Annotated in this window: 22 protein-coding genes, 1 other RNA gene and 1 other annotated feature; of the genes, 3 read left to right on the forward strand and 20 right to left on the reverse strand. The window is 38.9% G+C overall.

Annotated features, from left to right (window positions below; translation table 11 throughout):
* Positions 1-108 precede the first annotated feature (108 nt).
* From mltG to cymR, 12 genes are all read right to left on the reverse strand, one after another.
* Positions 109-1,227, reverse strand: coding sequence for an endolytic transglycosylase MltG (gene mltG / locus LG273_RS11210; RefSeq protein ID WP_404453598.1), 1,119 nt, complete (start codon positions 1,225-1,227; stop codon positions 109-111).
* A 186-nt stretch (positions 1,228-1,413) separates the two neighbouring features.
* Complete coding sequence (locus LG273_RS11215; RefSeq protein WP_404453601.1) at positions 1,414-1,701, reverse strand: DUF1292 domain-containing protein; 288 nt, start codon at positions 1,699-1,701, stop codon at positions 1,414-1,416.
* 13 nt (positions 1,702-1,714) lie between these two features.
* Positions 1,715-2,128 (reverse strand): Holliday junction resolvase RuvX, encoded by a 414-nt coding sequence (gene ruvX, locus LG273_RS11220; RefSeq protein ID WP_404453604.1) that lies wholly within the window; start codon positions 2,126-2,128, stop codon positions 1,715-1,717.
* Positions 2,129-2,398, reverse strand: a complete 270-nt coding sequence (locus LG273_RS11225) for an IreB family regulatory phosphoprotein (protein ID WP_344379904.1) — start codon at positions 2,396-2,398, stop codon at positions 2,129-2,131.
* A gap of 173 nt (positions 2,399-2,571) precedes the next feature.
* Entirely contained in the window at positions 2,572-5,211 is a 2,640-nt protein-coding gene (gene alaS / locus LG273_RS11230) for an alanine--tRNA ligase (protein WP_404453607.1), read from the reverse strand.
* 406 nt (positions 5,212-5,617) lie between these two features.
* On the reverse strand, positions 5,618-6,673 hold the full coding sequence (locus tag LG273_RS11235; protein ID WP_404453610.1) for an AI-2E family transporter: 1,056 nt from the start codon (positions 6,671-6,673) through the stop codon (positions 5,618-5,620).
* A 41-nt stretch (positions 6,674-6,714) separates the two neighbouring features.
* Positions 6,715-6,903 (reverse strand): hypothetical protein, encoded by a 189-nt coding sequence (locus tag LG273_RS11240; RefSeq protein ID WP_404453613.1) that lies wholly within the window; start codon positions 6,901-6,903, stop codon positions 6,715-6,717.
* 66 nt (positions 6,904-6,969) lie between these two features.
* On the reverse strand, positions 6,970-9,279 hold the full coding sequence (locus LG273_RS11245; RefSeq protein ID WP_404453617.1) for an ATP-dependent RecD-like DNA helicase: 2,310 nt from the start codon (positions 9,277-9,279) through the stop codon (positions 6,970-6,972).
* A gap of 19 nt (positions 9,280-9,298) precedes the next feature.
* Positions 9,299-9,961, reverse strand: a complete 663-nt coding sequence (locus LG273_RS11250) for a tetratricopeptide repeat protein (protein WP_379564645.1) — start codon at positions 9,959-9,961, stop codon at positions 9,299-9,301.
* A gap of 15 nt (positions 9,962-9,976) precedes the next feature.
* Positions 9,977-11,089, reverse strand: a complete 1,113-nt coding sequence (gene mnmA, locus LG273_RS11255) for a tRNA 2-thiouridine(34) synthase MnmA (RefSeq protein WP_379564647.1) — start codon at positions 11,087-11,089, stop codon at positions 9,977-9,979.
* A 15-nt stretch (positions 11,090-11,104) separates the two neighbouring features.
* Positions 11,105-12,247, reverse strand: a complete 1,143-nt coding sequence (locus tag LG273_RS11260) for a cysteine desulfurase family protein (RefSeq protein WP_404459527.1) — start codon at positions 12,245-12,247, stop codon at positions 11,105-11,107.
* 157 nt (positions 12,248-12,404) lie between these two features.
* A complete protein-coding gene (gene cymR / locus LG273_RS11265; RefSeq protein WP_404453620.1) occupies positions 12,405-12,824 on the reverse strand; it encodes a cysteine metabolism transcriptional regulator CymR in 420 nt (139 codons plus the stop codon).
* A 238-nt stretch (positions 12,825-13,062) separates the two neighbouring features.
* Here cymR and LG273_RS11270 point away from each other — a divergent pair, with 238 nt between their 5' ends.
* Both LG273_RS11270 and LG273_RS11275 read left to right on the forward strand, forming a co-directional pair.
* A complete protein-coding gene (locus LG273_RS11270) occupies positions 13,063-14,340 on the forward strand; it encodes a replication-associated recombination protein A (RefSeq protein WP_404453623.1) in 1,278 nt (425 codons plus the stop codon).
* A 172-nt stretch (positions 14,341-14,512) separates the two neighbouring features.
* Complete coding sequence (locus LG273_RS11275) at positions 14,513-15,184, forward strand: RsfA family transcriptional regulator (RefSeq protein WP_404453626.1); 672 nt, start codon at positions 14,513-14,515, stop codon at positions 15,182-15,184.
* Between the two features lie 171 nt (positions 15,185-15,355).
* Here the strand turns inward: LG273_RS11275 and ssrS are convergent.
* The 4 genes from ssrS to LG273_RS11295 form a co-directional block, all read right to left on the reverse strand.
* Positions 15,356-15,545, reverse strand: a non-coding RNA gene (gene ssrS / locus LG273_RS11280) — 6S RNA.
* A gap of 71 nt (positions 15,546-15,616) precedes the next feature.
* Positions 15,617-17,401 (reverse strand): aspartate--tRNA ligase, encoded by a 1,785-nt coding sequence (gene aspS / locus LG273_RS11285; protein ID WP_404453629.1) that lies wholly within the window; start codon positions 17,399-17,401, stop codon positions 15,617-15,619.
* Positions 17,394-18,683: a histidine--tRNA ligase gene (gene hisS / locus LG273_RS11290; RefSeq protein WP_404453632.1), complete on the reverse strand. Its 1,290-nt coding sequence runs from the start codon at positions 18,681-18,683 to the stop codon at positions 17,394-17,396. The genes aspS and hisS overlap by 8 nt, the downstream gene beginning before the upstream one ends.
* Positions 18,684-18,778: 95 nt before the next feature.
* Positions 18,779-18,995, reverse strand: a binding site (T-box leader).
* A gap of 53 nt (positions 18,996-19,048) precedes the next feature.
* Entirely contained in the window at positions 19,049-19,222 is a 174-nt protein-coding gene (locus tag LG273_RS11295; RefSeq protein WP_379564659.1) for a hypothetical protein, read from the reverse strand.
* 113 nt (positions 19,223-19,335) lie between these two features.
* Here LG273_RS11295 and LG273_RS11300 point away from each other — a divergent pair, with 113 nt between their 5' ends.
* Positions 19,336-20,379: an N-acetylmuramoyl-L-alanine amidase gene (locus LG273_RS11300; protein ID WP_404453635.1), complete on the forward strand. Its 1,044-nt coding sequence runs from the start codon at positions 19,336-19,338 to the stop codon at positions 20,377-20,379.
* 60 nt (positions 20,380-20,439) lie between these two features.
* Here LG273_RS11300 and dtd read toward each other — a convergent pair whose 3' ends face one another.
* The 4 genes from dtd to recJ all read right to left on the reverse strand — a co-directional run bounded on the left by dtd (position 20,440) and on the right by recJ (position 26,318).
* A complete protein-coding gene (gene dtd, locus LG273_RS11305) occupies positions 20,440-20,883 on the reverse strand; it encodes a D-aminoacyl-tRNA deacylase (protein ID WP_379564663.1) in 444 nt (147 codons plus the stop codon).
* 113 nt (positions 20,884-20,996) lie between these two features.
* Positions 20,997-23,201, reverse strand: a complete 2,205-nt coding sequence (locus LG273_RS11310; protein ID WP_404453637.1) for a RelA/SpoT family protein — start codon at positions 23,199-23,201, stop codon at positions 20,997-20,999.
* Between the two features lie 293 nt (positions 23,202-23,494).
* Positions 23,495-24,007, reverse strand: coding sequence for an adenine phosphoribosyltransferase (locus tag LG273_RS11315; RefSeq protein WP_379564667.1), 513 nt, complete (start codon positions 24,005-24,007; stop codon positions 23,495-23,497).
* Entirely contained in the window at positions 23,997-26,318 is a 2,322-nt protein-coding gene (gene recJ / locus LG273_RS11320) for a single-stranded-DNA-specific exonuclease RecJ (protein WP_404453640.1), read from the reverse strand. Before recJ ends, LG273_RS11315 begins: the two co-directional genes overlap by 11 nt.
* Between the last annotated feature and the right edge of the window lie 112 nt (positions 26,319-26,430).

Below are 26,430 nucleotides of genomic sequence, written 5' to 3' on the forward strand. Positions count from 1 at the left end.
CATCATTCGTAAGTATCAAATAAAGAAGGCTTGCTAAGAAGCATCTAGTCCGCATTAATCTGCAAAAAAGGGCAATGTGAAGATCCTTCACATTCCCTATTATTTCATTTAATCAATATGTTCTTCTCTATTTTGTAGATGTTCTTCATAGGTTTCAGCGTAATAAATTTCCCCTTGGTCATTATGCAGGAAATATAGGTAATTTGACTCCTCGGGATTTAACGCGGCATCCAAGGAACTTTCAGCAAAGTTACTAATTGGTCCTATTGGAAGAGCGTCAACATAATAAGTGTTGTACGGGGATTCAACCTCTAAGTCTTTATTTAGCACCCTATCTTTATGTTCGCCTAGTGCATAAAGAACTGTTGGATCTGTTTGAAGCCTCATACCTTCTTCCATTCGATTAACGAAAACGCCGGAAATTTTCTTGCGCTGTTCCACACTTCCTGATTCCTTCTCAACAAGAGAGGCGTAAGTTAATATTTCATGAATGGTATAATTCGATTCACGAATAACATCTTGATATTCTGCAACGACAGAAGCTGTTTTATTCAACATTTCCTCGACAACTACCTTTACAGGCGGTGACTCGACATAAAAATTATACGTAGCAGCAAATAGATAACCTTCTAAAGGTGTTCGTATTTCAGGATCTAATATTTCTTCTGAAAGAATGGACGGGTAAGCTTCAATTAATTGCTCAATGTACGTAGTATCATTTACGGTGTCTAAAAATTCTTCTTCTGTAAAAGATAACTCTTCAGCATAAAGTTGGGCAATTTCTTTAATTGTCTTCCCTTCAGGAATTGTAACCGTGTGTACTGGTTCAGCTATCACGCGCCCTTCTTTCATGGAAGCTATTAATTCATCGATTGTCATAGATGGTGTAAAGGTATATTCGCCCGCTTGAAAACCTGATTCGTTTTTAAATTTAATATAGAAACGAAAGATCAGATCATTTTTTATAAGTCCATTTTCCTCCAAAATTGAAGCAATTGCAGAAGTTGAAGAACCAATTGGTATTTCTACAGTAACATTTTCATCACTGGATGGGTCAACTGGCTCTAATGCAGACTTAACATATAAATATCCAGATATACCGCCAATAACGAGAATGAGAAGCAGTGAAATAATAATGATCGCTACAATTTTTCTCACGGTTTTAGCTTCTTCACTTCGAGCAATGAGATTGTCCTTAAATTTTCCATTCTTTTTCTTCTTGGACATTAAGTATCCCCCTCTCATCCGGTATATTATACTAAAATATACGATGTTTTGCTATCATAATCCTAAGTTTCGACATGTACCTTTTATTTTTTTACCAGCATACCTGCTTAGCTACAATCCAAAATATCTAATCACACAAGAAAAAAGCCAGCGCCTATGGACGCCAGCTTCTCTAAATAGTAGCATTTACTCGTTATTTTCTTCCTCAGCCAAAGTATGAAGCATTTCCTCTACCATTTCCCATTCTTCATCAGATTCAATAGGGAATAAAGATAAATCATCATCGTCTTTAGCCTTTTCTTCGTAACGGAAAGCATATACTTCCACTTCTTCATCTTCCGCTTGTTCTACTGGAGTTACCGCAATGTATGAATGATTTGTTTTATCTACATCAAAGGTAAACAATACTTCAAATAAATGTTCTTCCCCGTTTTCATCAGGGATAATAATCCGTTCTTTTTCTTCTAGTGCCATTTATACCACTCCTTTACTTCTGGTCAAGATAGCCCTGTAAAATCATTACAGCGGCCATCTTATCAATAACTTTCTTCCTCTTCTTCCGACTCATGTCTGCTTCCAACAGGATGCGTTCAGCTGCCACGGTGGTCAAACGTTCATCCCATAAAACCGTTTCAATCCCATGGGTTTCTTCCACATGTGCGGCATATCGCTGTGATGCTTCTCCTCGCTCTCCTATTGTACCATTCATATTTTTTGGAAGGCCGATAATAGCTTTTCCAATTTCATGCTCTGCTATAATGTCTGCAAGTTTGCTGTCTGCAGAGGTAATACTCTCTTCGTTCCACTCAATTGTCGTAAGCCCTTGAGCAGTCCAGCCCAATAAATCACTAACAGCTACGCCAATTGTTTTGGAACCAACATCTAATCCCATTATTTTCATTTAGTCGTTCCTTTGCTGTTGTTCAAGATAAAATTTGACCAGCTCTTCAATAACTTCATCCCGTTCAATTTTACGGATCAGATTTCTTGCATCATTATGACGTGGAATGTATGCAGGATCACCAGATAATAAATAACCTACAATCTGATTGATCGGATTATATCCTTTTTCGCGTAATGCCTCATGGACTGTAAAAAGGATCTCTTTTATATCCTGATCAAAAGGTTCCTCCGAAAAATTAAATTTCATCGTTTTATCAATTGAGCTCATCATGACACCTCGATCTTAGAATAACTCTCATTTCTGCTTTGCTTAATAGATTTCCCTGTTTCGAAGCAGCCTGTAACCAGATTTTCCCGAACCCGTCACTGTTACTTTTAGTATAACATGCCTGTTTGTTTCATTATACTTATTCCTCTCCGTTGTTACAAGTTGAAAGGAAATTATTTCAGATTGTCCGCAATATATTGACTAGTTACCTCAAGGGCTTCACCAATTTTACTTGTATCTTTACCGCCTGCTTGTGCCATATCCGGGCGACCACCACCGCCGCCGCCGCAAATGCCAGCAGCTAGTTTTATTAATTGACCAGCATGTAAGCCTCGTTCTATTAGATCTTTTGATACACCAGAAGCAAGCTGTACTTTTCCATTGCTTTCTGAAGCTAATAGAATGACGCCAGAGCCTAGTTTCTGTTTCAGTTCATCAACCATATTACGTAGCTGGTTCATGTCCTTCACATCTACTTTTTGTGCTAAAAAGGATACATCCTGGCTAGTTTCTACTTTATCTAATATAGAAGCTGCTTCTGCATTTGAAAGTTTAGCATTTAATGATTCATTTTCTTTTTGTAAGGTTTTAATTTCATGGAATAACCCATTAATTCGTTCCGGTACATTTTCCTCTGTAGATTTTACCAGCTGTGCAGATTGCTGCAATACATTTAGTTTACTGTTTAAGAAGCTGTATGCATGTTTACTCGTTACTGCTTCAATTCTTCTCGTACCTGCACCAATTCCACTTTCAGAGCTAATCTTAAACAAACCAATTTCCGACGTGTTGGTTACATGGCAACCACCGCATAGCTCAATGCTGTAATCACGCATTTGTACTACTCTAACAACATCGCCATACTTCTCCCCAAATAAAGCCATTGCTCCCATTTCTTTAGCTTCTTCTTTTTGCATGTTCGTAATACGTACAGGTATAGACTCCCAAATCTTTTCGTTTACAATCGTTTCAATCTGCTGCAGCTCTTCTGCTGATACTGCATTAAAATGAGTGAAATCAAAACGCAATCGGTCAGGGCTCACTAAGGAACCTGCTTGGTTTACATGGTCACCAAGTACATCTTTTAAGGCCTGATGTAGTAAGTGGGTAGCAGTATGGTTTTTTACTACAGATGATCTAAAAGGATTGTCGATTTTTGCTTTAAGTGTATCTCCTTTATGAAGCTCCCCATCGGTAATCTCAACTTGGTGGACATGTTGGCCTTTTGGAGCTTTTTGCACATCTTTTACATAAGCAGTACCATGTTCAGAATAAAGCCAGCCTTTATCAGCTACTTGTCCGCCACTCTCTGCATAAAAAGGAGTACGATCTAGAATTAGAAGTACTTCTTCTCCTTTTTTCGCTATTTCAGACATTTCTTTTCCACTAATAATGGCAGCAAGCGTTGTATTCTTTTCCAGTTCTTCATAGCCGACAAATTCACTTTCTATTTCAATGTCTGCTAGGAGACTATCTTGAACCTGCATCGAATCTACTTTTTGACGTGCATTTCTGGCGCGATCACGCTGCTTCTGCATTTCTTTCTCGAAGCCATCAAGATCAATGATGAACCCTTGCTCTTCCACATACTCCTCCGTTAATTCCTTAGGAAATCCGTATGTGTCATAAAGGCGAAAGACTTCTACTCCTGGAAATACATTACTTCCTTTTGCTTTTTCTTTCTCAATAATTGTGCCTAAAATCTCAAGCCCTTCATTTAGCGTTTCATGGAACCGTGTTTCTTCAACTTTTATAATATTCTCGATTAGTTCCTGCTGTTTTAAGACTTCTGGATAAAAATCCTTCATAATATTCCCTACTGTTTCTACAAGACCAAACATAAATGGTTTTTCTATTCCAATCTCTTTGGCAAAACGAACAGCCCGGCGCAATAGACGTCTTAGTACATAGCCTCTTCCTTCATTAGAAGGCACCGCTCCGTCCCCGATCGCAAAGCTGACAGTACGTACATGGTCGGCAATGACTTTAAATGCTGTATCCCCTTTTTGTGACGAACCGTATGTTGTATTCGCTAACTCTTCAGTTTTGCGAATAATCGGCATAAATAAATCTGTCTCAAAGTTTGTTGGAACGTCTTGAATAACAGATACCATACGCTCTAAGCCCATACCTGTATCTATATTTTTCTTTGGCAGTGGTGTATACGTATCGTCAGGATTATGGTTAAACTGGGAGAACACTAAATTCCATATTTCCAAGTAACGATCATTTTCTCCTCCAGGGTATAGTTCCGAATCTTTTGGATCATTGCCATATTTCTCTCCACGATCATAAAAAATTTCTGTGTTCGGGCCACTAGGTCCCTCTCCGATATCCCAGAAATTCTCTTCAAGACGAATAATACGTTCTTCAGGAAGTTTTATATCCTTTAACCAAATATCAAATGCTTCGTCATCTTCTGGATGAACTGTCACTGATAGCAAGCCAGGATCAAAGCCGATCCATTTTTCACTTGTTAAGAATTCCCATGCCCACTCAATTGCTTCTTTCTTAAAATAATCGCCAATGGAAAAGTTTCCTAGCATCTCAAAAAAAGTATGGTGTCTTGCTGTAAAACCAACATTCTCAATGTCATTCGTTCTTATAGACTTTTGAGCATTGACCAAGCGCGGGTTATCAGGTATCACCCTACCATCGAAATATTTCTTTAATGTGGCAACACCACTATTAATCCATAGCAATGTTGGGTCATCTTGTGGTACAAGAGACGCACTAGGCTCAACACGGTGCCCTTTTTCCTTAAAAAAGTCAATAAACATTTGTCTTACTTCAGCAGATGTTAATTGTTTCATCCTTTTCCCTCCTATGAGTATCGATCATAAATACAAAAAAACTCCTCTCTGCGCAATGCAGGGACGAGTTTAAATCGCGGTACCACCCTTATTATAAACAAACGAATAGCTTGTTTATCACTTCATCATGGTAACGGTATGAAACCGACGGGGATTAGCCGTACTCAGGTTTAGCATTCCATGTGTCTGTCTTGAGGTTTTCTTTCAGCCCTGGAAAACCCTCTCTTCTCAATCGACCATCATGTACTCGGAACCTTCAACGAATTTGTCATATAAAGCAGTGGATCAGATGAAGCGGTAGTCAATTACTTCTTGTATAACTAGATCTTAGCTTTATTATAGTTCAGCGATATTATAGATAAGTTTTAACCTATTGTCAACAAAAATCCATCTTCCCTATTTAGGCTTATGGGTGATAAAGATGTTTTATAATCACCTTGGAAGTCGTAAAAAGTGGAACCGCAAGAATCATTCCAACAACACCGAAAAGCTGACCACCTAGAAGGAGCGCAAAAATAATCCCTATCGGGTGAATGTTAATACTCCTTCCGACTATATATGGAGCAAGTAAATTGCTCTCAATTAATTGAAGAACAAATACCGAAAGAATAACGAACAATACCATTTTACCTGATATGGTTAATGCAATCGCTACTGCGGGAACAGATCCGATGATAGGACCAAAATACGGAATAATGTTGGTTATCCCCATTATGATTGCTAATAATAATGCATAGGGCAGTCCGAGCAACTGAAATAAGATAAATGAGGTGATGCTTACAAATAGGCAAACAATCAGCTGACCGCGAATGTAATTTCCGATGGTTTCATCCACAGCTCTTACTATTTTACTAGTCCTCGCTCGGTGCTTTGTAGGGATATACTTTTTTAGGTAATCCTTGATTTTACTATCATCTTTAAGAAAATAGAAAACAAGGACCGGAATGACGGTTATAATTACGATCATATCAAAAATTTTCGTCGTACTCTCAATTATAGTAGAAAGCAACCCATTCATATAATCCTCAAGCCGAACGATCAACTCATCAATTTTATCGTGTACAGCTTCTGGGAGAAAGGATGTATACTCATACATTTGGTAGATTAGTGCTTCGTACATACCGATAAAATGAGGAAGCTGTTCGTTTAAATCCCTAATTTGCGACAACGTAACTGGAAATATCCGATAAATTAAATAACCTACTCCACCGAAAAATAATAAGTAAATAAGTGAAATTGCTAGACCCCTTGGTATTCCTATACGCTGAATTCGATTTATTATCGGATATAGTAAATATGCTATAAAACAGGCGATAATAAAAGGAGCCAGTAAATGCCATAAGAAAGAAAGGATGGCACCATATAACGGAAAAAGCTTTACCAATAAATAAACAAATAAAAAAAGAAAAATACCAAAGATTAACCAGTAGAGAATCGTTATTCCCTTCCTGTCTTTGAACATAGTCAGCATCCTCCCTGCATAGTATTACTAGCTTTCAAATGCTACCACTGTATTTTTCTTTCTTCTTGTGAAAATAAATCATCCAACGAACTAAGCGATCCATCTGCCTCTACTTGATGAACCGTTAACCTATCATCTACGATCGCCATTTCAATGAAACAAGTCCAGCAGTAATATTGCTGCACTCCAATTTTGCCTATATCCTTACCATTACAATTCGGACAACGCATTAACTCAAGCCCCTTTAACTTAAAACTTATTAAGCTAGGCTTTCCCGAATTGCATAGAATTATACATTACATAAAATCATAAGGAGAAATATCTTCTACCTCTTCTGGACTGACATCCACAGGGTTCTCAAGTCGTGCTTGCAACTGCTCTTTAAGGGCCGAATAACGCTTATTCGTATCTATTGTTTCAATTCCGCGCTTAAAGGCTCTCTGCTCCCCACAAATAATAAGAGACTTCTTGCTGCGGGTTATCGCAGTATACAATAAGTTTTTTCGAAGCATACGGTTATACGCAGAGACAACTGGTAATATAACTATCGGAAATTCACTTCCCTGTGATTTATGAATGGAAATACAGTAAGCATGCATAATATTTGTATAATCCTTCCTTTCATAAACCACTTCTTTCTCATCGAACACAATTACCAACTGTTCAACATTATCCGTGTTTTCATCTTCGGTAAAAATGGCAACTACCTCGCCAATATCACCATTATAAACCCCATCTTCTGGTTGATTTACAAGCTGGATGACTTTATCACCAACCCGAAATACAGCATCTTGTGTCCGCACTTCTCTTTTCTGTGGGGATTTTGGGTTAATTAATTTTTGAAGTTCTTTATTGATCATCGTGATTCCTGCCGTTGATCGATACATTGGGGCAAGGACCTGGATATCCCGTACCTCAATCCCCTTCTTCATTGCCTTGGAGAAAATCTTTAAAATGACATCTAACAGTTGTGGTTCATAGCAGGAAATATAGCTGAAATCTTTATCGTTTTCTAAGCTAGTTTCCTTGTCATTCTTTATTTCATGCGCAAGCTGTATAATCTTTGATCCTTCTTTCTGTCGGTATACTTCGGTTAGACGTACGAAAGGAATATATCCACTGCTAAGTAAATCCGATAACACCTGTCCCGGGCCTACAGAAGGAAGCTGATCCTCGTCCCCTACAATTAGTACCTGCATATCTTTAGGAATTGCCTTAAATAAATTATTCGCCATCCAAATGTCTACCATGGAAAATTCATCGATTATCAGAAACCTTCCATCAAGCTGTTCACTCTCATTCTTTTCAAATCCACTACCTCCGTCCCAACCAAGTAGACGATGGATGGTAACGGCAGGAAGTCCAGTTGATTCTGTTAGTCGCTTTGCAGCTCGCCCAGTCGGTGCAGTTAGGATAAACGGGTAATCAGAACGATTATCATAATCTTGTTTATCTAAAGAAAGGCTGTGAATTGTCGCATAGGTATTTAATATCCCTTTTAATACGGTGGTTTTCCCTGTACCAGGTCCGCCAGTCAAAATCATCATTTTTGAGTGGATTGCCTGATTGATCGCTTCAAATTGCTCTTTCCCATAGCTTAAAACTTCCTCTTCTTCTATCTCACCGATGATTTTCATTAATTCAGCTGTAGGGGTTTGATGATCAAGCTCTTCACTCATTATCCTCTTCACTTGAGCGGCGAAACCATCTTCTGCATAATAAAGCGAGGGTAGATAGGCATTACCATCCTGCAAGATAACCTTTTTCTCTTTATTTAACTCCGTTAATCTGTTATGAATCGAATCTGGTGATAGATCAGCAGTTGCTAGTAAATCAAGTACTCGTCCTGAACATTCATCGACAGGCATATATACATTTCCTTCCTGCACACTTTTTTGCAGAATATATATACACCCTGCGCCAATCCGATTTGGATGGTTGGGAGCAAGTCCATTTCTTCTAGCAATTTCATCAGCTGTCTGAAAACCAAAGCCTTCAATATCAAATACATACCGATAAGGGTCCGCTTCTAATATATCAACAGCTTCTTCCTTATAAACTTGGTATATTTTTTGTGCCATTTTAAGACCAATATTATAGGTAGACAGATGGACCACAACATGTTCAAACCCTTGGTTCTCCTGAAGCGTTCGTGCCAGGTATTCCGCTTTTTCCTTTTTAATACCTGGCACCTTTTCTAACACCTCGGGGTTGTTAAGTATTTTGGTAATAGCATTTTCACCAAGCTTCTCTACTATTCTTTCTGCTGTTTTCTCACCAATACCGTAAAACATGTCACTGGAAAGGTAAGCTATTAACCCATCTTTTGTTTCAGGAATAAATGTTTTGTAGGATCGAACATTATATTGAAGTCCAAACTTGACATGCTTTTCGAATTCTCCATAAAAAAAGTAAGGGGTATTTTCCTGTAAGTTGGAAAAGTATCCCTTTGCTACAATGTCTTTTTCTTGGAATTCTTCATTCGTTTCCAATACTTTAATTTTTGCTATGGAAAAGTGCTCGGTTTCATTATGAAAAATGGTGTATAGTAGTTCTCCTTTAATATAGCCGATATCTCCCTCTCCGGAATGCCTGCCAGTTTCCATTTAACACAACCCCACAATCTTACCTTTCACTTAATAACTGTTCCGCATTTTTCTTTCCGTTCTGAGCCAGCACATGATCTGGCTGTGCTTGCAGAGCAGACTCAAAATGCTCTAATCCCTTTTCAACATGATCATGAAACAGTGCAATAACACCAAGGTTATAATGAGCATCACTATGCGTCTGGTCTAACTTTATGACCTTCTCTAAAACCGTTTCCGCATCAGAAATATGGTCACTTTGGGCTAGAGCCAGACCATATTGGAATAAAATCTCCTCATCCTCTGGCGCTAGCTCCGCTGCCCTTAATAAATAAGGAAGTGCTAGCTTGTCATGTTCTTGTTGTTGGAAGGTCATACCGAGCATATAATATACATCAGCTTCTTCCAAGCCTAGCTCAATCGCCTTCTGATAATTAGTTTGTGCCTTTACAAAGTTATCCTGTTCAACGTAAAGATTGCCTAAACCGTAGTAAGCAGTTCCAGCATTTGCATCAAGTTCAATCGCCTTTTCAAAAAAACGCTTTGCCCGTTCTTGGTCATTAACATGCATTAATAGGTTACCAAAGTTCACATAGCCTACAGGGTCGTTAGGTTTCTCTTCAATAACTTCCGAGAAAAGGGCTGCTGCCTCTTCAAACTTATTCTCCTGCATATAGGCAATTGCTTGTTTGTTTTTATCCATCGTAAAACCCCTTATTTAACCAACATAATCTAATGCTTTCTCATCTTTAAGAATTTCATCAATCGTCCCACCGCCTAAGCAAACCTCTCCATCATAGAAAACAACTGCTTGGCCTGGTGTAATAGCTCGTTCCATTTCAGCAAAATCTACTCTAACTTTCCCATTATCTAATAAAGTGACTGTTACATCGCTATCTTTTTGACGATACCTAAATTTAGCTGTGCATGTGAAGGTATTTTCAATTCTGTCTTTGTTAATCCAGTTTAGGTCTGTAGCGATTAAGCCATCTGAATAAAGGGTATCGTGTGAGTATCCTTGCTCCACATAAAGAATGTTGTCTTTTAAGTTTTTACCGACAACGAACCATGGATCTCCCGCACCGCCAATACCTAAACCTTGACGTTGACCGATCGTGTAATACATTAAGCCATCATGTTTTCCTTTTGTTTCTCCACTTAATGTTTTCATCTCGCCTGGTTGTGCTGGCAAGTACTCACTTAAGAACTCTTTAAAGTTCCGTTCACCAATAAAACAGATTCCGGTACTGTCTTTCTTATCTGCCGTTACGAGGTCATGTTTCTTTGCAATTTCTCGAACCTCAGATTTAGGAAGATGTCCAAGTGGAAACATAACTTTTTCCAGAACTTCTTCTGTTAATTGGTTTAAAAAGTAAGTTTGATCTTTATTGTCATCCACACCACGAAGCATTTCTACGCGTCCATCTGACTCACGTACTTGCGCATAGTGGCCTGTTGCTAAATAGTCAGCTCCAAGTGAAATGGCGTGATCAAGAAACGCTTTGAATTTAATTTCTTTGTTACACATCACATCAGGGTTTGGTGTTCTTCCTGCTTTGTATTCATCTAGAAAATAGGTAAACACTTTATCCCAATATTGCTTTTCAAAGTTGACTGCATAATATGGGATATCAAGCTGGTTGCATACGCGGACAACATCATCATAATCCTCTGTCGCCGTACAGACCCCAAATTCATCCGTGTCATCCCAATTCTTCATAAAGATACCGACAACGTCATAGCCTTGTTGCTTTAACAACAAAGCTGCCACTGAAGAATCAACTCCACCACTCATACCAACTACGACTCTTGTATCTTCATTTCTTTTCATATCTATTCATCCTTTTTATGAAACTAATCGTTTTACTATTTTGGACACTCTTTCCGCTGCTTCTGTGACGTTTTCCTTTGTATTCGCAAGCCCAAAACTAAACCGGATGGAATTTGTGGTACATGGATGTCCTTCACCAAACATTGCACTTAGCACATGTGAAGGCTCTACAGAACCCGCAGTACAAGCACTCCCACTAGAAGCAGCAATTCCACTTAGGTCAAAATTAGTAAGAAGTGTTTCCACATTGGTCCCCGGAAAACTTATATTTACAATAGAAGCAATGGCAGAATCAGAATCCCCATTGATAGCAAAATTTATTTCATTATTTTTAAGTGTTTGGACAAAGAGGTCCTTGTAGCTTTTATAAAGCTCATTTCTCTCCTGCCGCTTTTCCATGGCTATTTCTACAGCCCGTTTAAATCCAACTATAGCAGGAACATTCTCTGTGCCTGGACGGCGTTTCCGTTCCTGTTCACCGCCAAATTGTAATGCTTGTAAGGAGGTTCCTTCCTTAATATAAAGAAATGCAATTCCTTTAGGCCCGTTAATTTTGTGAGAAGAAACGGTTAACAAATCGATGCCCATTTCTCTCACATCAATATCCAGTAATCCATACGCTTGAACTGCATCTGTATGAAAATATGCTTGATGGTCTTTTACAAGAGCTGCAGCTTCCTCAATTGGCTGAATTATTCCAGTTTCATTATTCACGAACATAATAGACACTAGAATGGTATCCTCACGAAGCGCGTTACGTAAGTCCTTTATTGCTATTTTTCCATCCTCATAAATGGGCAGGTAAGTGACATCAAATCCCATTTTCTCGAGTGTCTCTGCTGTGTGCAGTGTTGCATGATGCTCCTGGCTCACTGTTATGATATGCTTTCCTTTTTGCTCATTAGCTAAAGCTGTACCGATAAGCGCCATATTATCCCCCTCGGTACCGCCACTTGTAAAGACAAGCTCTTTCTCATTGGCATGAATACTTTTGGCAAGAACTCTCCTCGCCTCATCTAGTTGCTGCCTCGCTTTTCTGCCGAATGAATGGACACTTGATGGGTTTCCAAATACATTCGTAAATGTGGCGTGCATCGTTGCAATAACGTCCTCGTGCATGGGACTTGTGGCAGCATGATCCAAGTAGATTTGTTCCATCACAATCTTTCCTTCCAAACAAATTATCCACCTTTACTGGCAGTATGACACACTAGAAAAATACTCACAGGTAAATAAAGAATTTCAATTAGGGTTGAACTGCTAATAAAGCTAGATTTGTTAGTAGAGATAATACTCCACTGGATAAAGTTGTTCCTTATATATAAAACATGTAGCCTTCTTCAGGTTGCTCTCCGTTATGGTTTGCCAAATCTTCTAATGTTGTTGTATCTAATACATCTTTAACAGCATCCCGGATCCTCATCCAAAGTGCTTGTTTTGCAGGCTCTTCATCTTCAATACCTTCTACGGGCGTGATTGGCCCTTCTAATACTCTGATAATGTCCCCTGCCTTTATTGTGCTAGGTTCCTTTGCCAAAATATATCCACCGTAAGCACCACGTACACTTTTAATTAAACCTGCATTCCTTAGAGGGGATGCCAACTGTTCCAAATAGTGTTCAGACAATTCATTTTCCCTTGCAATATTTTTTAAAGAAGTCGGCCCGTTACCGTGGTTTTTAGCTAAACAAATCATAATGGTTAGGCCATATCTTCCTTTTGTTGAAATTTTCACTTGATACACCTCTATTTTGCGTACAATGCTATTATTTTTATACGTTTATACACATGATAGTATAGCACGAATCTTGTCTTTCTTGCATTTTATCGGCATCATGCTTAAGCTAGAATTAGACAATTTTATTTATCTTACTTCAAAAAATAGAAGGACTGCTATTCACCAGACTTTAGAGAAACGAACGGAAATGCTTTTTGTGAAACAAACTATTATTTTACTATAGAGGACGGTATAAATGAAACAGAAACCACTCGCCTTTCGGATGCGGCCAGCGAATGTTGACCAAATAATAGGTCAGGAGCATTTGGTCGCAGCAGGGAAAATTATATATAGAATGGTAGAAGCAAACCGATTAGCATCCATGATTTTATTTGGCCCTCCTGGCACTGGAAAAACATCTATGGCACAGGCTCTTGCTAAAAGTCTTGGCATGCCGGTAAAAAAACTAAATGCTGTAACAGATAAAAAGAAAGAAATGGAAATTGCTGTAGAGGAAGCCAAAATGCGTGGCCAGTTAGTCTTAATTTTAGATGAGGTTCATCGTTTAGATAAGTCAAAACAAGACTTTCTTCTTCCCCATCTGGAAAGTAATCTAATTACCTTAATCGGCTGTACAACAAGTAACCCCTATCATTCGATTAATCCAGCAATCCGCAGTAGATGTCACCTATTTGAACTCCATAGATTAACAGAAGAACATGTTAAAACAGCCATCTTGAGAGCAATCGAGGATGAAGAAGAAGGCTTTGGAGATCAACAGGTGGTACTAACAGATGAAGCTTTAACACATTTTGCTAGAAGTGCAAACGGGGATATGCGTGCTGCATTGAACGGCTTAGAGCTTGCCGTATCGTCTACCCCCAATAACAACGAAGGTAAAGTTGAAATTACCCTCGATGTCGCAGAAGAGTGTATGCAAAAAAAGAGTTTTTCTCATGACAAAGGCGGAGATGCACATTATGATGTGCTATCAGCTTTTCAAAAATCAATTCGTGGAAGTGATGTAGATGCAGCACTCCATTATTTAGCAAGGTTAATTGAAGCAGGTGACCTTGACAGTATTGCACGGAGAATGATTGTTACTGCTTATGAGGATATAGGTGTTGCCAATCCACAGGCTGGTCCACGGGCTGTGGCCGCCGTACAGGCTGCTGAACGGCTAGGCTTTCCTGAAGCACGTATCCCCTTATCTGTTGCAATCGTGGAATTATGTCTGTCACCTAAATCGAATACGGCATATAAAGCATTAGATGCCGCACTTGCTGATATCCAATCCGGAAAAAGTGGCGAAATACCAGCTCATTTAAAGGATTCCCATTATCAGGGAGCCAGCAAGCTTGGTCGCGGTGTCGATTACAAATACCCTCATAATTACGAAAATGCATGGATTGACCAGCAATATTTGCCGGATTCTATTAAAAACAAACACTACTACCAGCCAAAAAGTACTGGTAAATTTGAGACTGCCATGAAACAAGTTTACGAAAAAATTCAACGTGAGAAAACAAAATAAAACCGTACCTCCTGACTAGCTTCCATTCATTTTAAAAATGTTTTTTGTGCTAGAAGGCAGATATTCTACTTTAACTAGGGATCCCAAGGTATAAAATCTCTTCTTCTCGGTAAAGCTAACATTATAAAACAAGAAATCTATGATTTATTTTATCGATGAAGGAGTGGTACGAATGGTAAAAGTGAGGCAGGATGCATGGTCCCATGAGGACGATTTATTACTTGCAGAAACAGTTTTACGCCATATTAGGGAAGGTAGTACGCAATTAAATGCATTTGATGAAGTAGGAGACAAACTAAATCGAACTTCTGCTGCATGCGGGTTTCGTTGGAATGCTGAGGTCCGTGCAAAATACGACAATGCTATCGATCTTGCAAAAAGACAAAGAAAAGAGAAGAAACGAGCTTTAGCTGGTCAATCAGCACGTGTCAGAAAACCTGTTACACCAATTGCAGCGCCTGTACTAGAAAACGAAGAACAACCAACAACAGAATATACACCAGCAATCGTTGAGAGCTCCCCTATTACAATGGATGCTGTTATTCGCTTTCTAAAGGAAGTTAAAAAAGACTACTATGCTTCCAATCAATCAAAAGCATCTCTTGTGCACATGCAAGAAGAGAATACAAATTTAAAAGAAGAAATAAAAGATTTACAACAGCAGCTTAAACAAACAGAACAACAACTGGCAACAATCCAAGAAGATTACCAAGTGTTTATCCAAATTATGGATAGGGCTAGAAAGATGACGGTACTTGAGGAAACTGGATCAGCAGCTCCTGCCTTCCGTATGGACAAAAACGGCAATCTTCAGCAGCTTGCACAAGGTAATCAAGCTTTATAAAGGGGTGGGGAGTACCTTCCTTCCCACCAAATGTTAATTGATTGAATTGAGCCTTTCCTGGCAGTTGATCCCCATGGTCTTACTGCCAGCTAAAAGTGGGATAAAAAAGGAAAACTATACCAAAAACAAACATCCTGCAGATATTCTGCAGGATGTTTGTTTTATGTACGAAATAATCCCGATTGTGCCGTCCGCTAACAAGTTTTGATCCCGCTCATGGCAGGTGGGTGCTCTGTTCTGCATATGTTATGCTTCCTTGCCACAAAGGGAAGGCCTGCACGCAATGCAGAAACGAAAACGAGCTCCCAAATAATCAGTTGTTCGGTCAAACACTTTATTCAGACGTACACATCAGGATTATTCATTCAATTTAATTGTAAATTTATATTAACATACAGCACTTCACTTTTCAACAGTGACAATTCTCCTGTTTTAAGCTTCCTCGGTAGTAGCAGCCTTTTCTGTTAATCCAATAGCAAGCTCATCAAGCTGTGTATGACTTACTCTACTTGGTGCTTCTGTTAGCAGGTCTGCCGCAGATGCTGTTTTTGGAAACAGAATCGTGTCACGCAGGTTAGATCTCCCAGCCAACAGCATAATAATTCTATCCAATCCAAGCGCTACGCCACCATGCGGTGGTGCTCCATATTCCAAAGCTTCCATTAAAAAGCCAAACTGTTCATTTGCTTCTTCTTCTGTAAATCCTAACACTCTGAACATTTGCTGCTGCTGTTCTTTTTTATGGATACGCACAGAACCCCCGCCAAGCTCATAGCCGTTTAGCACAAGATCATAAGCGTTAGCACGGACACTTCCTGGATCGGTCTCAAGTTTAGATGCATCTTCCTCCACAGGTGAAGTAAATGGGTGATGGGCAGCAAAATATCTTTCTAGCTCTTCATCATATTCTAATAAAGGCCAGTCTGTTACCCACAGGAAGTTAAATAAACTTTCATCAATAAGGTTGAGGTCTCTACCCAATTTCAGTCTTAAAGCGCCCAGACTGTCATACACAATACTTGTTTTATCAGAACCAAATAGCAGGAGGTCTCCATCTTCAACTGCTGCTGTTTCTTTAATTCCAGCTATCTCTTCTTCAGTTAAGAACTTAGCAATTGGTCCTTTTAATTCTTCTCCCTCAGCTTTGAGCCAAGCCATCCCTTTAGCACCGTAAACTTTTACAAATTCAGTTAGTTTATCAATATCTTTTCTAGAATAATTAGCTGCCTGCCCCTTAACGTTTAACAGACATACTTTCCCACCAGTTTCGATAGCACTTTGGAAAACTTTAAAGTCAGAGTTTGCTAATACCTCCGTAACATGTATCAGCTCCATGCCAAAGCGGGTGTCCGGCTTGTCAGAACCATATCTCGCCATTGCTTCATCATAAGGCATCCTTGGGATTGGGAGTGAAATATCTAGGTTCTTCACTTCCTTCATGACCTGCTTCATCATTTCTTCAGTCATTTCCATAATTTCATCACTTGTCAGGAAGGATGTTTCAATATCTATTTGTGTAAACTCTGGCTGACGGTCTGCTCTCAAATCTTCATCACGGAAACAGCGAGCGATTTGATAATATTTTTCAAATCCACCCATCATAATTAATTGCTTAAACAACTGTGGAGATTGAGGCAAGGCATAAAATTCACCCGGATGCACCCTGCTTGGAACAAGATAATCTCTAGCTCCTTCTGGCGTGCTCTTTGTTAAAATTGGTGTTTCCATTTCCAAAAAATCATTGCTATTTAGATAGTTGCGCACTGCCTGTGTCGTTTTATGACGCAGCTTAAAGGTTTCTTGAAGTGCTCCTCTACGTAGATCCATATAACGATATTTCAATCGTAAATCTTCTGATACGTCTGTTTCATCTTGAATAACAAAAGGAGGAGTCTTTGCTTTATTAATAATCGTTAGTTCGTTTGCAAGCACTTCAATCGTACCAGTTGACATATTAGGATTTACTGTAGAAGCATCTCGTTTTACTACCGATCCTTTAACTTCAACCACATATTCCGTTCTCACCGATTCCGCAATTTCGAGGGCTTCCTTTGAAATATCTGGATTGAAAACCACTTGGACAAGCCCTGACTTATCACGCAAGTCTATAAATATTAATCCACCAAGATCCCGGCGTTTTTGCACCCAGCCTTTTAATAATACAGATTGCTCAATATGAATGTCGCGCAATGTGCCTGCATAAACTCTCTCACTCATCTTCATTTCCTCCTACCAATGTCTCTTTCATGTATGAAACAATGTCGCTTAAGTTAACTTCCTTTTGGTCACCTGTTTCAAGGTTCTTAACATTTACTACCTGTTTATCTAATTCTTCTTCACCTAGTACAAGTACGTAACTGCTATTGTAGCGATCAGCTGATTTAAATTGCGCCTTCATTTTACGTCCCAAGTAATCTTTGTCCGCTTGCAGACCAGAAGCACGCAAGTCGTGTAATATCCTTACCGATTCTTTCTCCGCTTTCTCACCCATTGCAACAATGTAGCAATCTAAGCTATCTTCCAAAGCAACCTGTTTATTTTCTGCTTCTAACGCCATTAATAGTCGCTCAAAACCCATACCGAAACCAATGCCCGGTGTATTAGGGCCACCTAACTCTTCAACTAGTCCATTGTATCTTCCGCCACCAGCTAAAGTGGTAATAGCACCAAATCCTTCAGCTTCACTCATGATTTCAAATGCAGTATGGTTATAGTAATCAAGACCACGAACTAGGTTTTTGTCTACTTCATAGTCAATTCCCATTAACGTTAAGTAGCTTTTCACCTGCTCAAAGTATTCCCTTGACTCATCATTTAAGTAATCCAATATCGAAGGGGCATTTTTCATGGCAGGGTGGTCTCTGTCCTTTTTACAGTCAAGTATTCGAAGTGGGTTTTGATTTAACCTCACTTGACAATCACTACATAGCTCCTCTTTCACAGGTGTAAAATGCTCCACAAGTGCTCTGCGGTGGTTTTCCCTACTTTCGCCATCACCAAGGGAATTAATAACCAGCTTTAAGGAAGTCAATCCTAATTCTTTATAACAAGCCATTGCTAGATCAATAACCTCAGCGTCAATAGCAGGATCAGCACTTCCAAGAACTTCAACTCCAAACTGGTTCAGTTGACGCATTCTCCCCTTTTGCGGTCGCTCATAACGAAACATTGGAGCAAAATAATAAAGCTTTGTCGGCTGACTAGGATTTCCAAACAGCTTGTTTTCCACATAAGCACGGGTTACAGAAGCAGTTCCCTCCGGCCTTAACGTTAGACTTCTTCCGCCTCTGTCTTCAAAGGTATACATTTCCTTTTGCACGATATCAGTCGAGTCCCCAACACCACGTTGAAATAACTCGGTATGCTCAAAGACAGGGGTTCGAATTTCTTCAAAATGGTAACGACGACAAAGCTCTTTAATTATGTTCTCTGCATACTGCCATTTTCTTGTATCTTCTGGCAGGAGATCTACAGTTCCCCTGGGCGCTTTCATATTCATGGTCCATCCTCCTATATAACTTCTTTTCATTTGTACTAACACTTATGCCATCTCACGTCTTTTTGAGTATACAAAAAACTCCCGTCCCTTATTAAATAAGGGACGGGAGTTTACCCGCGTTGCCACCCTAGTTGATGCACGTTGTGCACCCTCTCTTCACAGTTAACGCCTGCAAAACGTTTATACTTACATATCAGCATAAAGCCTCGGGAGTGTCTTTCATTAAGCCATCAAATGAAAATGCTCTCAGCCCATGGCATTTCCTCTCTTCTACATGTGGGACTCAACTACTTTTTCCGTCATCGGTTCCTTTTTATTCGTGTATTATGGAATGATTATTATATTAATTGTTGCAAGGAGGAATGTCAAGCACGATTCAATTTTTTCTTTAACTTCTTTACTTCTCCTAAAGAGATACCAAACTCCTGAGCTAATTCCATATGATTGGCATGTCCCTCCATCTCCATAAAATGATGTAAATTTACCCCAAATAATTCTTTATTATGATTGGTAACCCACTGTTTGTCATTTGCTCGCATAATTCTACCCCCAAAGTTTGGATACTAGATTTTAAACTTAGGATTAGCTTTGCCTATTTGATTGGTTTTTATTATACTTTCTCTAAGAGTACATAATTTTAGGGGGAACTATATTGCACATTAAGAGAAAAGGGTTATTTTTTCTCAGTTTAATAGTAGTTTTGTTTTTAATACCTTCTACTATCAGCGCTGATGAAGTCGAACTCTCAGGAGATAATGTTAATATCCGAAGCGGTCCTGGTACGGATTATAATGTGATTGGCAGTGGCAATACAGGTGATACATTTGAACTTCTTGAGGAGCAAGGCGAATGGGTTAAGATCGCATTTCAAGAGGAAGAAGGATGGGTCACAGGCTCTTTTATCGAGATAATAGAGGACGAAGCTGTCCAAGCTGATTGGACTTCAGGTGATCGTATAACAGTGCCTTTAGAAAATACACATCTTCGTTCCACTGCTTCTACAGAAGGGGAAATTATCGGCTTTGCTGACAAAGGAGATACGTTTGATGTATTAAGTGAACAGGGTGATTGGCTGGAGGTTTCCAACGAAGCTTTAACTGGTTTTGTCTCAAAGCGCATTGTTAACATGGAACCCACTTCTTCTTCATCTATCTTTAAAGATAAGACTATTGTTATTGATGCAGGTCACGGCGGTCGGGATGTCGGAGCGATTGGAGCTACTGACGTATTGGAAAAAGATGTAGCGTTCTTAACCGCACAGGAACTAGCAAACGAACTTACAATGCTTGGGGCAGAAGTGTTGCAGACACGCCCTCAGGATGAGTATATTTCACTTGGAAGTAGAGTTACGTTTGCCAACACAATGGATACCGATGCCTTTATTAGCATTCACTATAATAGTATCCCCGAACACCCGGATGTTACTGGGATTGGAACTTATTATTATAAAGGACAAAATGAAGTACTTGCCTCCTATATTCAAAATGGGATAGTTAAAGAAACAGAGACAACAGACAGAGGGATCACCCATGGAAACTTTCTTGTCTTGAGACAAAGTTTACAGCCCTCTGCCCTCTTAGAACTAGGCTTTCTATCCAATCCAGAGAAAGAGTCGTTACTTGGTACAGTTGCCTATCAAAAACAACTTGTGACAGGGATAGTGAATGGTTTAGGAAAGTATTTTGCAAATCAGTAATTCGGATCATAATCAAAAAAGGTTTAGCCTTTATTAGGCTAAACCTTTTTATGTTATTCCTTATTCTTTGCTATCAATGATTAATGTTACGGGACCGTTATTTGTTAATTTAATGTCCATCATTTCACCAAATCTGCCTGTTTCCACCTGAATATTTTCTTCTCTAATAAGCTCATTAAATTGATTATAGAGTTGCAGCGCAGATTCAGGTCTAGCAGCCTGCATGAAATTTGGCCTTCTTCCCTTTCTTGTATCTCCATATAGGGTAAATTGTGAAATAGAAAGGATACTTCCACTTACATCCTTTAAGGACAAATTCATTTTTTCATTTTCGTCTTCAAAAATTCTAAGATTTGTAATTTTATTAGCAAGGTATTTAGCATCTTCTATTGTATCCTCGTGTGTGACTCCTAATAAAACCACAAGCCCACTTTCAATCCTACCAACAACTTCATCGTCCACTGACACACTAGCATCGTTTGCACGTTGAATGACTGCTTTCATGATAGATCCCCCTGTTGCTTTTATCTTAAATTAAGAAGTATGATTAATTGTATCTGATTATTTTTTCTTAAAACTAATCGGCTAACAACTTATTGCTCTTCGTTTTGCCTATATTATTGTAAGGTTCTTGTAACGGTGTAGACATCCTTTATCTGTTTGATTCGTTCAACGATTTTACGTAAGTGTCCTGTATTATGAATTAAAATGGTTATTTGAATAAACGCCATCTTGTTTCTATCGGATCTACCATTTACATACGTTATGTTGGTTTTCGTTTCGTTAACTGCCTGTAACACTTCATTTACGAGTCCACGACGATCATAGCCGGAGATTTCCAGCTCTACATGGTATTGTTTTTGGGCAGAAGGATGCTTTTCCCATTCCACATGTAAATAGCGCTGTTTTGCTTCCTCGGTCTGGACATTTGGACAATCTGCTCGATGCACAGAAACGCCCCTACCCTTCGTTATATAACCCATAATGTCATCACCAGGTACAGGGTTACAACACTTAGACAATCGAACTAATAAATTATCGACACCTTCTACACGAACCCCAGAATCCCGTTTATGTGGTTTCTTGTCTTTTATATCCGTTGTTTTGACTTCCTCAATTGTTTGCGCTAAGTCTTGCTCTTTTTGTTGAGACTGTCTTATTTTATCGGTAAGTCTTGTAGCAATTAGCGCTGCAGTTATCCCTTGATACCCAACAGCAGCATACATATCATCTTCATTCATAAAATTAAACTTCTCGTATACCCTCTGCAAGTTCTCCTGGGTGAGAACTTCTTTTGGCTCCAATGATAACGCCTGAATTTCTTTATCAACCGCTTCTTTTCCTTTAGCAATATTTTCATCACGTCGTTGCTTTTTAAAGAATTGCTTGATTTTACTTTTAGCCTGGGAGGTTTGGGTAATTTTCAGCCAATCCTGTGATGGACCATACGAATGCTTGGAAGTCATTACTTCAATTATGTCGCCATTTTTCAGATTATAATCTAATGGTTCCATCTTCCCGTTAATCTTTGCTCCGATTGTTTTATTGCCTATTTCGGTATGAATTTTGTAGGCAAAATCGAGAGGAACAGAGCCTGATGGCAGTTCGATAACGTCACCTTTAGGAGTAAACACATAAACCATATCAGAGAAAAGGTCAACTTTTAAAGTTTCCATAAATTCTTCCGCATCGTGGGTTTCATTCTGCCAGTCAAGAATTTCTCTAAACCAGGTTAACTTTTCTTCAAACGACTTTTTGCCATTATGAACCTGTTTTCCTTCTTTATAAGCCCAATGTGCAGCTATTCCATATTCTGCGATTTCATGCATCTCTTTTGTACGGATCTGTACCTCAAGCGGGTCTCCCTTTGGACCAATTACCGTTGTGTGGAGGGACTGGTACAGATTTGGCTTTGGCATGGCAATATAATCTTTAAATCGCCCCGGCATTGGCTTCCAGCATGTATGGATAATTCCAAGCACAGCATAACAGTCTTTAATACTATCCACCAGAATCCGGACGGCAAGCAAATCATAAATTTCGTTAAACTGCTTGTTCTGTTTTACCATTTTATGATAGATACTATATAGATGCTTTGGTCTTCCTGACATTTCAGCATGTATATTGACTTCTACCAATTGTTTAGAGACGTCATCTATTACTTGGTCAATATAGGATTCACGTTGGTCCCTTTTTTGCTTCATTAGTTGGACAATTCGATAATATTGCTGTGGATTTAAATAACGTAGAGCTGTGTCTTCCAGCTCCCATTTTATCGTGGAAATACCAAGCCTATGGGCTAATGGTGCAAAAATTTCTAAGGTTTCATTCGAAATGCGGCGTTGTTTCTCAGGAGGCAAGTGTTTAAGTGTTCTCATATTATGAAGACGATCAGCAAGCTTGATAAGAATGACACGAATATCTTTTGCCATTGCGACAAACATTTTTCGATGGTTTTCTGCTTGTATAGCTTCTTTGGACTTATACTTTATTTTTCCAAGCTTCGTAACACCGTCAACTAGCATGGCTACTTCCCTATTAAAGGCAGTCTCCAGTTCTTCCACCGTGATTTCCGTGTCTTCTACAACATCATGTAGAAATCCTCCAGCAATGGTTTCAGCATCCATTTTCAAATCTGCAAGAATTCCTGCTACTTGCACCGGATGAATAATATAAGGTTCTCCTGACCTACGAAACTGATCTGCATGTGCGTTCTCGGCAAACTTGTATGCATGCCTAATAAAAGTAGCATCTTCTTCTGTAAGATACTCCCGTACTTTTTTTATAATGTCTTCTATTGATACTATATTATCTTTAGCCATGTAATCACCTTGTTTGGTAAAGTTCGTTTAATTCCGATCTTTTTTGACCGGCATGCATGTAGCTTCTTTTTGTCAATTTTAGTCGAAAATTTCTACTTAAATCTTGTTGGTCAAACTGTATAATGCATATTATATGCTTTTCCTACACGTATGTACAATGAAAAAAATTATTGCCGTATTTTTCTAACTTTACTATTGTAGCATTTAGAAGAACAGGCCTGCTGGATATTATCCCAACAGACCTGTTCTTTGATCCCATGTAGGTAAATATTTGAGTACTTTTCGTTTACAAATTAATAGCTCATTAAGGAAAGTACATCGTAACCATCCAGCTTTTGCATACCGTCTAGATAGCTAAGCTCAATGATAAACGCACATCCTACGACAATCCCGCCTAATTCTTCAACTAACTTAATCGTGGCCTCTATAGTACCACCTGTTGCAAGAAGGTCATCCGTAATCAAGACACGCTGGCCAGGCTTGATAGCATCTTTATGAATCGTTAGTACATTGCTTCCGTATTCAAGGCCGTAATTTACCTTAATGACTTCTCGGGGCAGTTTTCCTTCTTTACGAACAGGAGCAAATCCTACTTCTAAAGCATAAGAGACAGGACAGCCAATTATGAAACCACGTGCTTCTGGCCCTACTACGATATCAATTTCCTTCTCTTTTGCAAATGAAACTATTTCGTCTACAGCTGATTTAAATGCTTTGCCATTATCCATTAAAGGGGTAATGTCTTTAAAGCGAATACCCTCTTTTGGCCAATCTTCTACTATTTTTACATATTGTTTATAATCCATAACTTAGCTCCTCCTTGGGACTTCCCACATGGTCCATGCAATTATTGAACCAGTTTCGCAATTCATTGTAATTTGAGTAATATAAAGTCTTTTCTATTTCGGCTTGCTCTAATTGTGTCTGATAAGCAGAAGACTCCAAAAGATCCTTTTTATCGGGCTTTGGATTTACGGTAATAATGCCGTTATCTATTTTAACAAAGCCGAGTTCAAAAAACACTTCTGAAATAAAAAAGATACGATCCCTACTCCAACCTTTCGCATTTATGATAGGTTGAAGCTCATTATTTAAATCAAGTACTTTTTTCTTTAATAATACAGTATAATACCATTTAAAGTCTTCTCTCGTTGGCAACGCATTTAAGAAGGCACTATTTTCTATATAGTAGCAGGCATGTATACTATTTGGCTTGGCTTCTCGAATAATACCTTTTAAGTGCTCGAGATCTTGTGGCATATCATAAATATAGACAGCATCAGCTGCAGGCACTTCATCAATAGTGTCATACTGGATATGTGGTATCTCAGCATTTCCCTGTGTTTTAGTAGTTCCAATGATGAGGTTGGATTCATGGTATTGCAAATATGGGCTAATATCTATATTTTTTCTACCACGATGATCAAATAGCTGCCATTGGCTGATTGCCATGTCTTGAAGTACTACCTGTGGTTTCCTCATTCCGTTCCACTCATTAATGCTTAATTCTCCAACTATCGCCATCGGCGTGTTCGGTGAGATATGTGGGTACAACTCCCCAAACCCAAAGCCAATCCCCTCAAGTACTTGTCCATTGTCTTTAAATAATAGCTTAAGATGTCGCTTCGTACTACCAATTTGTCTTACTTCAGACGGAGTCGCAGTTAATTGAAAAATCGGCTTAGGATTCTTCATTCCAAAGGGTGCTAGCTTTCCTATATCATCTACTAGCTTTTCATTAATATCCTCTATATTGACCTCACTACTTATTTCTAACAGCTGCTTGAAATCATCTGCTGTTAACTTACTCCGAATAGATTCATTTAAATGGCTTTGCAATGCTTCAAGATTTTCAAGTGGTAACGTCATCCCCGCTGCCTGAGAGTGTCCACCGAAATGCGTAAATAAATCTCTAACTTCCATACAATTTTGAAATAAATCAAAAGCAGGTATACTACGAGCTGATCCTTTTACTTGAGAGGTTTCTGGCTTCATTGTTAATACAATCGCAGGCTGGTCATATTTTCGTACAAGCTTGGAGGCCACAATCCCAAGCACGCCTTCATTCCAGCCTTCTTTTGCTACAATTATAACGCCCTTTTCCTGCGTAGGATCTACCATTTTTTCTGCTTCTTTTACAATATCATTTACAATCTGTTGTCTTTTACTATTAATTTGATCAATCTCTAAAGCAATCTCTTGTGCTTCCATTTTGTCTTCTGTCATGAGAAGTTGGACAGCTAAATCGGCGTCCTGTAACCTCCCGACAGCATTTATCCGTGGACCGATTAAAAATCCAACATCCTCTTCCGACACGTTTCCTTCAATTTTACAAACAGTCATAAGAGCTCGTAGTCCAACATTATTCGTATTAGATAATGCTCGTAACCCATGAAAAGCAAGTATTCGATTTTCACTTACCAATGGGACAAGATCCGCAATAGTACCAATTGCTACGAAAGGTAAAAATTGTTTTGGGAAATAACCTAGCAAGTATTCCGCAAATTTAAAGGCTACACCAACACCTGCTAGCTCTTGAAAACTATTGGAGGTAGTAAGCTTTGGGTGTATAATAGCGTACGCATCAGGGAGTGCTTCCTGTACTTCATGGTGATCTGTAATAATAAGATCAACACCTAATTCCTTAGCTATCGCTGCTTCATGTATTGCAGCTATCCCGTTATCAACCGTAATGATAAGTGTATATCCTTGGGCTTTTGCTTCCTTAAAAGCAGCTTCATTAGGGCCATAACCTTCTGTAAACCTATTAGGTATATAGTAATCACAAGTTGCACCAAGTTCTTTTAATGTAAGGAGTAGAACTGTTGTGGAGCTAACTCCATCAGCATCATAGTCGCCGTACACTAGAATTTTTTCTTGTTTCGCGATAGCCTCGTGCACTCTTTCTGCAGCAACATCAATTGAATTAAGAACTGCAGGGTTATGTAATGAACTTATATCAGGTGATAAAAATTGTTTTGCCGCCTCACTTGTCGTTATCCCTCGCTGAGCTAAAAGTTCTTTAATGATAGGCGATAACGTTACTGTGTCGTCCATCCACAGGTCTTTTGCGTTTGTTATTTCATTGTGCTTCCATATTGCCTTACTTTGTAACATAAATTCACCCCTGACTAATCTATTATACAAGAGTAAGCCAAGGGTAGCAATGCTGTTTTATTCCAGTTAGCTAAGATAGTTAGGTGAATATCAAAGAAACCTTACACTATTA

The organism is Oceanobacillus kapialis (assembly GCF_044790185.1).
GTDB lineage: Bacteria > Bacillota > Bacilli > Bacillales > Amphibacillaceae > Oceanobacillus_B > Oceanobacillus_B kapialis.